The organism is Saccharicrinis fermentans DSM 9555 = JCM 21142 (assembly GCF_000517085.1).
Taxonomy (GTDB): Bacteria; Bacteroidota; Bacteroidia; order Bacteroidales; family Marinilabiliaceae; genus Saccharicrinis; species Saccharicrinis fermentans.
Map to the genome: position 1 here is coordinate 1,146,811 of NZ_KI912107.1, position 14,649 is coordinate 1,161,459.

Annotated in this window: 12 protein-coding genes; 8 read left to right on the top strand and 4 right to left on the bottom strand. The window is 37.0% G+C overall.

The features are described 5' to 3' along the window. Window positions 1-21: 21 nt before the first annotated feature. A complete protein-coding gene (locus CYTFE_RS0104680) occupies window positions 22-825 on the bottom strand; it encodes a DUF1338 domain-containing protein (protein ID WP_027470872.1) in 804 nt (267 codons plus the stop codon). Between the two features lie 194 nt (window positions 826-1,019). On the opposite strand from CYTFE_RS0104680, the gene pta reads away from it, so the two are divergent. The 8 genes from pta (at window position 1,020) to CYTFE_RS28380 (ending at window position 11,151) form a co-directional block, all read left to right on the top strand. Continuing rightward, the gene (gene pta / locus CYTFE_RS0104685; protein WP_027470873.1) at window positions 1,020-2,024 is read left to right on the top strand and encodes a phosphate acetyltransferase; all 1,005 of its coding nucleotides are present in this window, start codon (window positions 1,020-1,022) and stop codon (window positions 2,022-2,024) included. A 71-nt stretch (window positions 2,025-2,095) separates the two neighbouring features. Further along, window positions 2,096-3,058 carry a 3-hydroxyacyl-CoA dehydrogenase family protein gene (locus tag CYTFE_RS0104690; protein WP_027470874.1) on the top strand — a complete coding sequence of 321 codons (963 nt, stop codon included), beginning with the start codon at window positions 2,096-2,098 and terminating at the stop codon, window positions 3,056-3,058. A 35-nt stretch (window positions 3,059-3,093) separates the two neighbouring features. Continuing rightward, complete coding sequence (locus tag CYTFE_RS0104695; RefSeq protein ID WP_027470875.1) at window positions 3,094-4,311, top strand: acetate/propionate family kinase; 1,218 nt, start codon at window positions 3,094-3,096, stop codon at window positions 4,309-4,311. A 170-nt stretch (window positions 4,312-4,481) separates the two neighbouring features. Then, a complete protein-coding gene (locus CYTFE_RS0104700) occupies window positions 4,482-5,378 on the top strand; it encodes a bifunctional enoyl-CoA hydratase/phosphate acetyltransferase (RefSeq protein WP_027470876.1) in 897 nt (298 codons plus the stop codon). A gap of 96 nt (window positions 5,379-5,474) precedes the next feature. Continuing rightward, a complete protein-coding gene (locus tag CYTFE_RS0104710) occupies window positions 5,475-6,401 on the top strand; it encodes a phosphate acyltransferase (protein WP_027470877.1) in 927 nt (308 codons plus the stop codon). A 17-nt stretch (window positions 6,402-6,418) separates the two neighbouring features. Next, window positions 6,419-7,495, top strand: coding sequence for a butyrate kinase (gene buk, locus CYTFE_RS0104715; RefSeq protein ID WP_027470878.1), 1,077 nt, complete (start codon window positions 6,419-6,421; stop codon window positions 7,493-7,495). A 102-nt stretch (window positions 7,496-7,597) separates the two neighbouring features. Beyond that, complete coding sequence (locus CYTFE_RS24995; RefSeq protein ID WP_044213044.1) at window positions 7,598-8,920, top strand: cation:proton antiporter domain-containing protein; 1,323 nt, start codon at window positions 7,598-7,600, stop codon at window positions 8,918-8,920. A gap of 26 nt (window positions 8,921-8,946) precedes the next feature. Continuing rightward, the gene (locus CYTFE_RS28380) at window positions 8,947-11,151 is read left to right on the top strand and encodes a trypsin-like peptidase domain-containing protein (protein ID WP_052342994.1); all 2,205 of its coding nucleotides are present in this window, start codon (window positions 8,947-8,949) and stop codon (window positions 11,149-11,151) included. A gap of 10 nt (window positions 11,152-11,161) precedes the next feature. On the opposite strand, the gene CYTFE_RS0104730 is transcribed toward CYTFE_RS28380, so the two are convergent. From CYTFE_RS0104730 to CYTFE_RS25010, 3 genes are all read right to left on the bottom strand, one after another. After that, window positions 11,162-12,151 carry a DUF4465 domain-containing protein gene (locus tag CYTFE_RS0104730; RefSeq protein WP_027470879.1) on the bottom strand — a complete coding sequence of 330 codons (990 nt, stop codon included), beginning with the start codon at window positions 12,149-12,151 and terminating at the stop codon, window positions 11,162-11,164. Window positions 12,152-12,270: 119 nt separating this feature from the next. Next, window positions 12,271-13,713: a TlpA family protein disulfide reductase gene (locus tag CYTFE_RS25005; protein WP_052342995.1), complete on the bottom strand. Its 1,443-nt coding sequence runs from the start codon at window positions 13,711-13,713 to the stop codon at window positions 12,271-12,273. An 11-nt stretch (window positions 13,714-13,724) separates the two neighbouring features. After that, complete coding sequence (locus tag CYTFE_RS25010) at window positions 13,725-14,648, bottom strand: glycosyltransferase family 2 protein (RefSeq protein WP_044213047.1); 924 nt, start codon at window positions 14,646-14,648, stop codon at window positions 13,725-13,727. Window position 14,649: the final 1 nt, after the last annotated feature.

Below are 14,649 nucleotides of genomic sequence, written 5' to 3' on the forward strand. Positions count from 1 at the left end.
TTTCTTTTTTGTATATTTGACTTACTTTCGATAATGGGTGCTTTCAAATATTTTGTCAGCAGAGCCGGTGATAAATCCTTGAAACAGTTGGCCATCTGGAAGCGTGAAGCGTTCGGCAAATTCGTAATAACAGGCCGGTATTTCGTAACGACCTTCAATAAAGTCGATCATTACTTTATCGGCTAAAGTGCTTGATTGTTTTAGAAACTGTTCTTTACTGCCCTTAATAATTCCGCCTGCACTGTTTAGCTCAATGGCGTTTTTTGTTAAGAAATCATTCAACATTTCCAGGGATGAGAAACTTTTTAGAGGGTTAACCAATACGGTAAAGTGATTGGCTCTAAAGCCGTGCACGTATAACCAGGCGGCGTATTCTGATTCTGCCCGTAATTGTTCAAAATTTCTGTAGCTAAGATTTGGCACAGGGTTGTGTGCAAATATGAGTTCATCATTCAAGGATAGGTGGTGTAATAGGTTTAAATAGTGTTTGTTAATGAGTTTTTGCGCCGTCTGGCTGAGTGCTTTGCATTCCAATTGGCTGATAAAGATTTTGGGTGCATGAGGAATTTTATCATTTTCATAGTGTTTTGCTGTTAATTTTTTTTCTTTAAATCGATAATTTCCCTTTTCTTTGTATCCTCTAACTTCAAAAGCTTTGGCAAGCACATCAATATTGATTTTTGGTAAATTGTACGTTCTGAATGCAATATGGTCATTTCGAATTTCTTCATTTTCACTTTTTAACAGTGAATGAATATTACCGACCGAAGGATTTAACGATATATAATCGGCAAATAGTCTTGAAAATACAGCTTGCAGGTCCATCTTTAAAATTTTTTATAATAAGTTAAGAAATTTATAGCTGAATTTCAAGTAAATAAGTGAACATCCTTTTTTTGCGGATGTTGTCATATCGCATTGATTGTTATTCTATAATAGTATGTGCCAATTAATGAAGTGATTGAGTACGAATTAAAAAATGATTTTAATTAATAAATTTATCATATAATATACCTGAAATGGAGTTCATTAACAAACTGAAGGCCAAGGCCAAAGAAAACAAAAAAAGAATTGTCCTACCTGAGGGACTAGAAGAAAGAACGCTGAAAGCAGCTGACACAATTATTAAAGAAGGTTTTGCTGATATTATTTTGATTGGTAATCCGGATGCTATTGCTAAAGAAGCTGATAAATTTAATTTGAGTCATATTCAGCAGGCTAAAATAATAGATCCTCAAAATCATGATAAGAAGGAGCAGTATACTCAATTATTGATGGATTTACGTAAAAGCAAAGGTCTAACCCAAGAGCAAGCTGAGAAATTGGTGTTAAATCCTTTGTATCTATCTACTTTGATGATTAAGAGTGGAGATGCTGATGGAGAAGTTGCAGGAGCAGAAAATTCAACAGGAGATGTACTTCGTCCTGCATTTCAGATTGTAAAAACCTTACCTGGTATCAAAGTTGTTTCTGGTGCTTTTATTATGATTCTACCAGATAATGAGTTTGGCGACAATGGTATGTTAGTATTTGCTGACGGTGCCGTGCATCCCAATCCAACAGCCAGTGAGTTGGCTGAAATTGCCGTGGTTACCGGAAGAACAACAAAGTCTATTGTGGGTATGGAACCGCGTGTGGCCATGTTGAGTTTTTCTACCAAAGGAAGCGCAAAGCATGAGATGGTTGACAAAGTGGTTGAGGCTACTCGTCTGGCCAAAGAGATGGATCCTCATTTGAAGATAGATGGAGAACTGCAAGCTGATGCAGCCATTGTGGAGGCAATTGGTGCTAAAAAAGCTCCAGACAGTGAGATCGCAGGAAAAGCCAATGTCTTGGTGTTTCCTAACTTGGAAACGGGTAATATTTGCTATAAATTGGTGCAACGAATGGCACATGCAGAGGCTATAGGACCTGTATTGCAAGGAATGGCTGCTCCTATCAATGATTTGTCCAGGGGATGTTCTGTAAGTGATATTGTTAACTTGGTGGCTATTACTGCAAATCAAGCAGCAGGTAACGTTTGATCTGAAAAGTAGTATGTGAATGGATTCTCAAATCGGTCCATATTTTAACTGTAAAAACAAAAACAATATAAATGGCTGAAATTTTAGTAGAACCTATTGAAGGTTATGCGTTAAGCAAAGATAAGAAAAAAGGGACTACACTTTTTTCTAAAATTGGTGTTATTGGATGTGGTAAGGAAGGGCAAAGTATTGCCCGTATTGCTGGTTGGCACGGTATGGAGGTGGTGTTTCTAGAGCTGTCTGAGGAAAATATTGAACGTGCTATTTCCAATATTGGTAAAGAATTGGATAACCGAATCGAGAACTGGGGACTGACGGCTGGTGAGAAAAAAGCTATTATGAGTCGTATTAACGGCACCTTGGATTATAAAGATTTGGCCGACTGTGATTTTGTGATTGAAGCGATTCGTTCTGAATCAAATATAAGTTTCAGAAGTATTGAGGAGCGTAAAGAGGTTTTTAGAAAGGTGGAAGAGATCGTGCGTGAAGATACGATCATAGCTACTAATTCTACCACTATTATTATCACAGAGTTGGCTTCTGAAATGAAAAAGCCCGACAGATGTATTAGCTTACACTTTTTTGTAGCTTCTCCTGAGGCTAAAATTATTGAGGTGGTCAAAGGTTTATATACTTCAGAAGAAGTGTATAACAAAGTATATACTTTTGTTAAGTTAATTAACCGAGATGTTATTCCCGTGGAGGAATCTGCCGGTCTAGTGAGTGTTCGCTTGTATGTTACCTTGTTAAATGAAGCTTGTCAGGTATTGATGGAGGGAATTGCTAGTCTGCCTGATATTGATAAAACAATGAATGTGGGCCTAGGTATGAGATTCGGTCCTTTTAGAACCGCTGATATCATTGGTTTAAATAAAATTTCTAAATGGATGGATAACTTATATGAAGAGTTCGGAAATTCAAAGTATAAGCCGAGTCCAATGATTAAGAGATTGGTACGTGCCAAACGTTTAGGAAAACAAACCGGAGAAGGTTTTTATAAGTACAATGAAAATGGTGATATTATTTTGGAATAAGTAAGCCAGTTTATTAAATAGTAAGAAAATAACCAATGAATATATTAGTTTTAAATTGTGGTAGTTCCTCCATTAAGTATCAGTTATTCAACATGGATGACAATAGTCATCATGTGTTGGGCAAGGGAGCTGTAGAGAAAATTGGACTCAAAGGTTCTTTTTTAAAACATGAAAAAGAAAATGGTGAAAAGGTACTACTGGAAGGTGAGATTTTGGATCACCAAACAGGTATAGATTATATTTTGGGTCTGTTGTCCAGTGAAAAACATGGTTGTATTAAAAATCTGGAAGAGATTGATGCAGTAGGACACCGTGTGGTACATGGGGGGGAAACCTTTAATTCAAGTGTGTTTATCACCAACGAGGTAGTGGATAAAATGAATGAGTGCATCGATTTGGCACCGCTTCATAATCCACCTAATCTAAGTGGAATATCGGCTATCGAACATTTGTTACCGAGTGTTCCTCAGGTAGGTGTTTTTGATACCGCATTTCACCAAACAATGCCTAAACATGCCTATATGTATGCTATACCTTATTCTTTGTATCAAAAATATGGTATCAGACGTTATGGCTTCCACGGAACCAGTCATAAGTATGTGTCGGCGCGGGCATGTGAGATATTAGGTATAGACTATGCTAAAGCCAAAGTCATTTCATGTCACCTGGGTAATGGTGCTTCTATCTCGGCCGTTAAAAATGGAGAGTCTGTGGATACTTCCATGGGTTTTACTCCTATTGAAGGGTTAATGATGGGTACGCGCGCCGGGGATCTGGATATCGGCGCAGCTACCTATATCATGGATAAAGAAATGATAGGTACAAGATCCGCCAGTGTGCTCTTTAATAAGCAAAGTGGTCTGATGGGGGTAACAGGTATTTCTTCTGATATGCGTGAGATTAGGGCTGCAGCTGCTAAAGGTGATAAAATGGCTATATTGGGTATGGACATGTACGCTTATAGGGTTAAAAAGTATGTAGGTGCTTATGCTGCCGCCATGGGGGGAGTTGATGTTATATTATTTACAGGTGGAATTGGTGAAAATGCCACTTACCTTCGCCAGGAAATATGTTCAGAACTAGAATATATGGGCGTTGAGATGGATGATAAAGTAAATGAAACAGTCCTTGGCGAAGAAGCGGTTGTGAGTAAAGACAGTAGCAAGGTGAAAATCATGGTAGTGCCTACCGATGAAGAACTCGTAATTGCTAAGGATACAAGGCAAATTGTTGAGGAATTAGCTAATAGATAGATTCAAATTTCGCAATAAAAGTAAATAAAGGTGCAGTACTGCTTCAACTGGAAATGGTATTTGCACCTTTATTGCTTATAAAAGTCATTTTTATAGTGCTTTATCAACCGTATTTTTAGGATCAGCAAATCGAGATATTATAAGGTAAAAATTTATTTAAAAGGTAGGATATGTTTAAAAAGTTGTCGGATCTGGAACATCTCATTAAAAAAAATAAAGTGACTAAAACTTTAGTACTGGCTGTTTCGCAAGATGCACATTCGCTTAATGCCGTTTATAAAGCTTTTAAGGAAGGAATCATTGTTCCAATATTGATAGGAGACCAGGCTTTAACACGTGAGATAATTGCCGAAAAAGGATATTGCTTTGATGGTGTAACATTTGTTGATGAACCGGACTATGAGAAGTGTGTAGAATTAGCAGTTAGGATGGTGCACGAAAAAAAAGCCGATATTTTAATGAAGGGGAAAGTGGCCACTCCTATCTTGTTGAAGGCTGTGCTTAATAAAGAATGGGGATTGCGTACAGGTACCTTGCTTTCTCATTTTGCCTTATTCGAAGTGGATACTTATCATAAATTAATGGCTATTACGGATGTGGCCATGAATATTGCTCCTAACCTGAAGGATAAGATTGCTATTATAAATAATTCGGTAGCTTATTTAAATAAAATGGGGATTGTTAAACCCAAGGTAGCTGTTCTGGGGGCCATTGAAATGGTTAATGAAAGTATGCAGGCCACCATGGATGCAGCTTTGTTGTCCAAGATGAATCAGCGCGACCAAATCAAAAACTGTATTATTGATGGCCCTTTGGCTTTTGACAATGCAGTGAGTTTTGAAAGTGCCAAAGAAAAGAATATCAACAGCTCAGTGGCCGGTGATACCGATTTGTTGTTAATGCCCGATATTGAGGTAGGAAATGTACTTTATAAAACTTTGGTGTTCTTTGCTAAAGCCAAAGTAGCATCGGTTATTTTGGGTGCCGAAGCCCCCATTGTATTAACCTCCAGAAGCGATTCGGAAGAATCGAAATATAATAGTATACTACTGGCTGTGTTAGGCTAGACTTATGAAACGAGCCATGGGTATTATTTCATATACACAGGGAAAGGATGATGATGGCGAAATCCATGTGAGCAATGACAAATTAAATTTAAACATATGGAAAAACGAATAAATAAATTGGATCAAATTCCTCAATATGTAATGGGGCTTCGACGTAAGTTTAAAGTGGCCGTTGTTATTGCAGAGGATACGAGCACCATCGATGCTGTTATTCAAGCCACTAAAGATGGCTTTATACATCCTGTTTTAATGGGTAATCGTAGCAAAATATTACCATTATTACCCCATGAATTTCTGAAACAGGCAGAAGTATATGATATAATAGATTGTGATAGTCATCAGAAAGCTTCAGAACTGGCGGTATCCATGGTGAATAGGGGGGAGGCCGATATTGTGATGAAAGGACTGATCAATACCGACTTGTTTTTAAAGGCCGTGTTAAATAAGGAGAACGGATTGTTGCGGCCAGATAGCGTATTGAGTTATGTTTGTGCCATCGAATTACCCGCTTACAATAAGTTGTTATTTCTTACAGACCCAGCTGTTTTGCCGTTTCCAACAATGCAGCAAAAAGTATCTATGGCCAATTATGCCATAGATATGGCCCATAAGTTAGGTATAAAAAAGCCCAAAGTGGCCTTGATTGGTGCTTCGGAGAAAGTATCTTCTCACTTTCCAAATTCATTGGAATATGAAAGAATGTGTAAAATGGCCGAAAATGGTGTGATAAAGGATTGTATCATGGATGGTCCTTTGGATGTATACCTGGCATGTGATCCCGGTAGTGTAAAAACCAAAGGCGTTGATACACCTATTGGGGGAGAGGCCGATATATTATTGTTTCCGTCGCTGGAAGCCTCCAATCCTTTTTATAAAAGTATTATGTTGTTTGGAGGAGGTGAACTGGCCGGACTCATTCAGGGTACAACCCACCCTGTGGTTGTTATGTCACGAAGTGATAGTTTTAGATCTAAATACTATTGTTTAGCTTTGGCCTGTCTGATGGCTGAAAATAATTCTTAATCATTGAAAAATAATCTATGGAAATCTTTAGAATCTTAGTGATCAATCCGGGATCTACATCTACAAAAATTGCGGTTTACGATAATGAGAAATCTGTTTTTTTAAAGAACATTAAACATTCAAATGACGATTTGGCTGTGTTCGATACCATTGCTGATCAATACGAGTTTAGGAAAGAGGTGATTTTAAATGAATTGATACAGGCTGATATTGACATAGATCGAATCAATTGTGTAATGGGGCGCGGAGGGTTGGTCAAACCTATACAATCAGGTGTTTATGTGGTCAATGAAGACCTGAAGCGTGATTTGAGAATTGGAGTGCTCGGAGAACATGCTAGTAATTTAGGTGGACTCATTGCCGATGATATTGCAAAATCCTTACCTGGCGCTAAAGCTTATATTGCCGATCCTGTGGTTGTGGACGAGTTGGAAGACGTGGCGCGTATCACTGGCTGTCCGGACATGCCTCGTCATTCCATATTTCATGCGCTTAACCAAAAGGCTGTTGGACGATTGTTTGCACATACCCGTGGCTTTGTGTATGAAGAGTTGAATCTTATTGTCGCGCACATGGGAGGAGGAGTGTCTATCGGAACACATCGCCAGGGAAAAGTAATTGATGTGAATAATGCCATCGATGGATATGGCCCCTTTTCTCCTGAAAGAGCCGGAACTTTGCCTGCTGGTGCATTGGTGAAAGAATGCTTTAGTGGTGCCTATTCTTTTGAAGAAATGAAAAAAAAGATTAATGGTAAAGGAGGATTAGTGGCCCACCTTGGTACCAATCAGGTTACAGAGGTGGAAAGAATGATTGAAGCTGGTAATGAGAATGCTAAATTAGTTTTAAGTGCCATGAGTTACCAAATTGCCAAAGCCATTGGTGGCTGTGCTGCTGTATTAAAAGGGAAGGTTAATGGTATTATTTTAACAGGAGGTATTGCGCACGATAAGTTTGTTGTTCAGTATATTAGAGATATGGTTGACTTTATTGCTCCCGTGGCAGTTTATCCCGGTGAAGATGAAATGACTGCTTTGATGCAGAACGCCTTAATGGTACTGCGAAACCAGATAGATTGTAAAGTTTACCAATAGACTGAAACAATATAATAACAAATAACGTTTTAAAGTAGTTGTCATTGTGTTTATCATTGGCAACTTTTTTTTTAATGCGTTTAAATTTTACGACATAAAAATATGAATATATTAGCATTACAGCATTTAATTAACACAAACAACATTGCGTATTTTTTAATTATTGGGGCTGCCTTAATCATTATTTTGTCCTATTTTTTTACCTTATTGTCTGAGAAAACTGCCATTCCTAGTGTGATATTATTGATATTATTGGGTTTTTTTACAAAGCGTTTTTTTAATATCGGTGTGGATGATGTGGATTGGATTTTTCCTCTTGAAATATTGGGTATTGTGGGGCTTATGCTTATCGTACTTGAAGGGGCATTGGATTTGAAACTCTCCAAAGAAAGGTGGCCAATGATATGGAAATCAGGTCTTATCGCTTTGGTGTCGCTGTTTGTGAATGTTTTTGCCTTTGCCTATGGTTTACAATTTCTTATTACTAATCTGGATTTTCTGACGGCCTTTATTTATGCCATCCCACTCTCTATTATTAGCAGTGCCATTGTGATACCCAGTGTAAGTCAGTTGGAGGAAGAAAAGAAAGAGTTTTTGATTTACGAAAGTACCCTCTCTGATATTTTTGGGTTGATACTCTTTTATACTGTCATCAATAATGTATATACCGATCAAGTTACTAAAATAGGGCTTAATGTGATATCGAATATTGGTGGATCATTTATTCTTTCGGTTGTATTATCTTATGTGATGATTATCTTTTTCCAAAGAATAAATACGCAAATTAAACTATTTCTGTTTATTTCCGTATTACTTTTACTATATGCAGTGGGTAAAGTGTTTCATATGTCTTCGCTATTGATTATTCTGGTTTTTGGTCTGATACTTGAAAATAGGCATATCTTTTTTTCGGGTGTGATGAAAAAATTTTTGAGAGAGAATAAAGTGAAGCAGGTGTTGGCCGATTTTAAATTATTGACAGCAGAAAGTGCATTTGTGGTGCGTACTTTTTTCTTTTTTGTCTTTGGTTTGAGCATTACTGTTGCTGGTATATTTAAAACAAAAGTTGTTGTGGGGGCTCTGGCGTTCTTAGCTATCATGTTTTTAACAAGATGGCTGCTTTTTAAATTCATCGTTAAAAAAGATTTTTTGCCACAAGTGTTTATTGCTCCCCGAGGATTGATTTCAGTGTTGCTTTATTTTGCTATACCGGATGATTTTTTAATCAATGATTTTGAAACAGGATTATTATTATTTATAATTTTGGGCACTAGTATTTTGATGGCATGGGCTTTGGTTCATTATAAGTTGGGTAAAACAGGACGTTTAAGACGTGTTGCAAAGGTTAAATCAACACTTCAGATGAATGGTCATAGCCAAGATGTTGATGTTTATAATAAGGAAGATGTTAACGCTAATCGTTAAATATAAAAGCAATAGAGAATAATTTTATGGATCAGAAAGGAAATATAAAATGGGGACTATGGTTGTTTCTGTTGTTCAACTTGGCTTTTGATCTCCAGGGGCAGGTTAGTTATGGTGGTAGTCCTATTTATAAATATGAACTTAGCCCGGATCTTGAATCTTGTGCTAAAGAACTTCACTTTGCGGCCAGTCAACAACAGCTTAAGTCTCTGGAACAATATAGTAAAGGACAAGCCTTGACTTTTGCACATCAGTATACTGTAAACTATACGCCTGATAATTCAGGAACCTGGACTACCTTGGAAGATGGTACCAAAGTGTGGCGTTTATTGATTAGCTCCCCCGGTGCATTTACTATTAATCTAATATTTGATAGATATAGATTACCAGAAGGAGGGAAATTGTTTATTTATAATACAGACTATTCCGACATGATTGGGGCTTTTACGTCTGAAAATAATATGACCTCGGGTGTTTTACCAACTGCACCGGTGCGCGGTGATGAAGTTGTAGTGGAATACCAGGAACCAAAAGATGTTCCTTTTCATGGAGAATTATTGATTGGTGCAGTTAACCATGATTTTTTAGGTTTCTATGATCTCGGCTCTTTAAAATATGGAATTTTCGGTGAATCGGGCAGCTGCAACGAAGATATTTCTTGTTATGATGCAGATAATCAGTTGGATATTCGTCGTTCTGTGGTTCGTATGCTGGTTGGAGGTGTTGATTATTGTACTGGAACGATGATTAATAATACCAATAATGATGGAACACCTTATATGATTACAGCAGCTCATTGCATGAAAGAGGATGCTGCGGGAAGTACTACCTTACTCTTTTTTAATTATGAATCGCCTCACTGTGCTGTTATCGATGGTTCCAATTTGCAAACTTTGGGCACTAGCTCACAGAGTATTACTGGAGGAGAGACGAAAGTGCTAGTGGATAGTTTGGATATTGCATTGTTAAAAATGGAGGAGAGGCCACCGGCTTATTATAGACCTTATTATGCAGGCTGGACTTTGAGTTCGTCGCCTTCGGCACCTTTTGTTTCTATTCATCATCCGCAAGGTGATGTTAAAAAAATTTCAACCTTTAGTGGTGAGTTGGAAGCATCAACCTATAATTTTTTGTCAAATAGCCCATATGCTCAGGTGGATAATTTTCACTGGAGAGTGAGCGAATGGACCACCGGAGCCACAGAGAGAGGGTCTTCGGGTTGCCCCATATTTGATGCCAACAACCTATTAGTTGGAACACTGTCCGGAGGTCAGGCCTATTGTGGTAATCCAATAAATGATTATTTTACCCAGTTTTATAAGGCTTGGGATAAGAATACAGAGGAGAACGCACATTTTAAGTCGTGGCTCGATCCCCAAAATTTAGGTGCCCAAAGCTTGGAAGGGCTCGATCCTTATGCGGATAATCCTTTTGTGCGTATAAGTAATGTAGAAACAGGAGATGATGCCATCGACTCAGATGTCACAGTTGATGGCTATCTGGCCGGACATAATGTAATGCAAGCCACTATGTTTGCTGAAAAATTTACAGGCATTAAATCGGCCATTATAAAAGGAATTTATATGATGCCGTGTGACTATAAATATGGTTCTGGACAAACTGTTGATGTGATGGTATGGCAAGGTAGTGAATCTCCACAGACCTTGTTGTCTAAAAAGGAGGATATTAGTATCGGATCGCTCACCAAAAATAAAGAAGTTTATCTGGAGTTAGATGATCCAGTAGAGGTGACAGGTAGCTTTTTTGTAGGTTATGAAATCAATTATGAAGGCTCACCAATAGATTCTTTTGCACTGTATGTTTCTGTTGCTGATAGCAAAGTAAACAATACAATGTGGGTTTATCATAGTAGCACCGGATGGGAAAAGGCCGCTGATGTATACGATAATAGCATGCATTATTCGCTTTGGTTAGATGTGTTGGCAGAATCGGTAGTCTACGGTGATACTCAGGTGGTTTTATCAGAAGAGAAAGAGTTGGTGCTATATCACCTACCTGGAGTAAAAGATGCTATTTATTTAAATAGTAATCAACAATTTGTTGATCATGTTCAAGTGATTGATATGGGTGGCCGGGTATTATTTACCCAGCCTATTAATAAAAGTGGTGAAGAAATTGAAGTGACCTTAAATGATATACCTGCAGGGGTTTATATACTAAAAATACAATTGGAAGATGCGTGGCTCAATAAAAAAATACTTGTTGAATAAGGTCTTTATTTTATTCAATGATCTTAACTTCATCAAAGCAGACAAAAGGCGGGGTATTTATTTTTCCGCCTTCGCTGTCTGAAGAGCTGAGCACAAACTCCAGTCGCGATACCTTACCTATATTCTGAAGATCGTAGGCAGTCCATTCTTTTAAAATGGTATTGTAGCGATTACTACCCGAAGTATAGTCCGCAAGCATAATCTCAACGTTTCCACGGGTGGTTCCATTCTTGTTAATTCCAGTAATAGTAAGTTTTAACCAATCTGTATCAGTACCCGTTTCGCCACCGAATTTTTTGGAGCCATTGTTGCCGTTACTGATAGCATCCACTACATAGTAGGCGTTATTAATGGAGATACTTTTAAATAAATGATCTTCACCATCTTTAGTGGTCAATGTGATGGGATGCTGGTAGGCATCCAGTAACATTACTCCAAAAATGTCAGAATCATATTCGTCTGGATCGTCGTAACTGCTGTATTTTTCGTAGTCATTATCCGAATTGCTACCAGTAAGATTAGAGTAAGTAAAACCAGTCCATTCGTCTGATTCGTAGTTTCCCGTTGATTCAAATTGAATTTGATCGGATATAAATGAAGTGTAATTTTCGGTATTGGTCCAGAAGGTGTCTTCTTCAAGCACTATTTCTTCAAAGTCTGTTTTGTACATAGACTGAACGCTAATGTTTATGCTGGCAATTCCACGGCTATTGTTGATGGAAAACAGATAAGCATATTTATTCAATTCTGTTGGAATCAGGCGAAGATCTTTTTCTGTACTAATAAGACTACCATCGAGTACCCAAGAATACGTAGTGTTAATGTCATAGGTGATTTTGGGTGATATATCAATGGTATCATTAACTTTCACCTCATAACCATCTTCAGGCATATTGATATAAATTTCAGAATTAGGTATCTCTTTGGTATTGTTCTCACAAGCCATCAATCCCATGAGAAACGCCACCGATGTAAAGTAATATATATATGTTTTGCTCATTCTTATATAATGATTCTGTGTGTAATTTATTGGTGAACAGATTGCTTTGTATGCTGTAACGACTGTGTACGTACTAAGCAATAAGCTTTTGTGTTGAACATTGAAGTTTGGGATAAATTCTATAGACTAGCGGCAGCTTGTTTGTTTAGTTTTAGCTGATGGTCAATGAAATCAGGAACCTGTTCAGCACCAATTCTTTTTCCAATGATCTTTTTATTTTCATCTAAGATATAAATAGCTGGTGTGCTATAAATATCATATAAGTTACGGAAATTACTTTGATGATATGGGTCATAAACATTTATCCATTCTTCCAGTTGATGATCAGCAATGAAATCTGTCCATTTTTCTTTTTCATGCTGCGTGAATACGGCAAATATTTTCACACCCACATCTTGATATTTATCCCAGACTAACTCTTTTAGTTTAGGAATTTCTTTTTTACAGTGTCCACAGTCCGGTTCCCAAAATATCAATATAGTGATGGGTGCGTACACTTCGCTGAGACGGTAATATTGATTGTTGGGAGATACCATTTTTAAGTCGGGTGCTGTATTGCCAATCAGGTTGGGTTTAAGTTTTGTAATTCTATCTTCCAGTTTGTCAATAAATTCTTGGTCTACCCAATCGGCTATCCCTGAAAGGTAATACTTTTCGCCCAACTGAACCATAGCGGCATCCATTCCCATTAGTTTGCTTTCGTTGGCATAGTTAAAGGTGAACTGAATGAGATATTTTTCCATATCCTTGTTTCCTTTGGCCATGTCAATGACTCTCACTGCTTCTTTTACGATACTGTCAGGCAATTGTAGAATCGTTTTAGAGAAGAAGTTCTCCAGCTTGCCCGTAAAAAAAGGTGTACGTAACAAACGATCGTCATTCATATCGATATTGTCAAAATAATGTTGTTTGTAATATTGATATCTCTTCACCTGTATCACAGAGTCTGGTTGGTTAAGTGCTTTGAAGTCAGGAACCTCAATTTCACGCATGGCCTTGATAAATGAGGCCAAGAAAGTTCCTTCGTGTAGATGTAATATCTTGTCCCAATATGACTGAACATCAGTAGATAGTTCCGACAATTGCTTTTTGAAAGTATCTTGCTGCTCTTTTGTATATTGGTCTTTGTCTTTTAGTTTTTCTTGTATCTCCTTTGCCTTTTCTTGTTTTGAAAATATAAATTTCTGGTAGTCATTAAATGCCTTTTCTTGTTTATTACCATGTATCACTAATGATTGAACCGGGTTTTCTTTGTTTGCGGTAATAGAAAAGTGCTGTTCATCATCTACGATGATATCGAAATATGTTTGATCGGGCATATATATGATATAAACACCACCAGGTAGTTTTTCTTCTCCTGTAAACGTGCCCGCCCCGTTATTATCAATATAAATGGTATCATTAACCAACATCTTTTTGTTGAAATAATGTCCTAGTATCAGTGTGGTATCTTGCCATCCTTTTACAGAAACATCAATTTTGTATCCTTGAGCTTTACTGAAGGAAGTGTAACAACATAGTATCAAGATAAAAAAAACGTGTGTTATGGATCGTGTGTTCATGAATATATTGTTTAAAGTTCTGTTCTTTGAATAATTTCTGTGCATTTATAAGTAGTTACTAAGTAGCCTATCTTAAAAAAATCAAAAAGTTTCAAGCTCGGCTTTGCGCTCAGTAAATTGCGAGTTATAGCGGACTTTAGTAAAGTAAAAAAAAAGATTATCAATCCATCGGTTTTTGTTTTATATATCCAATTAAAATATCTAAGAAGCTTGATTCTTTGTGACAAGACTATTTTATACTTTGGTTCTCTCAATAGTTGTACCAGATTTTCGATGGCCTGTTCTGTTTTTTTTAAGTAATCTTTATTTAAATCTATACCCAAGTGTATTACGGGGTTGTCAATGTGTTTGATATGAATGTTTTTTAGTTCTAAGTCTATACCAAATAAGGTATCTTCATGACCGTATTTTTTGATTTTTTCATCGAAAGATATATGTTCAAATATATCTCTCTTGATAACAAAATTATTGGAAGTCAAATTTTGATATGTGTTTTTTATCCTTTGTTCAACAGAATGACTTTCTCTGAATTTACCTGCTTTCCAGTGAAGCATTTTATGGGGATCAGGACATGTGTCGGTATAAATAGTGCCACCACAGATTACATAGGTATCTGTTTCAATGGCTTTTATGTAACGATCCAGAAAGTCAGGTTTTATGGAGGAATCTCCATCTAAAAAAAGAATATAGTTGTATGTAGCTTTACTAGCCAATAAATTTCTAATGCAAGATCTTCCAATATTGTCGCGCAGTTTAATAAAACTAACATTATTGTATTTTTCTATTTTAGTATTTATGTTGATATACTCCGGTATAGAAGCATCGTCCATAACAATAATCTCCACCAAATGGTTCGTATTTATTGTTTGTTGAACTAAATGGTGCACCAATGGGCAGACATCATAGTTATATACCGGAATACAAACTGATAACATA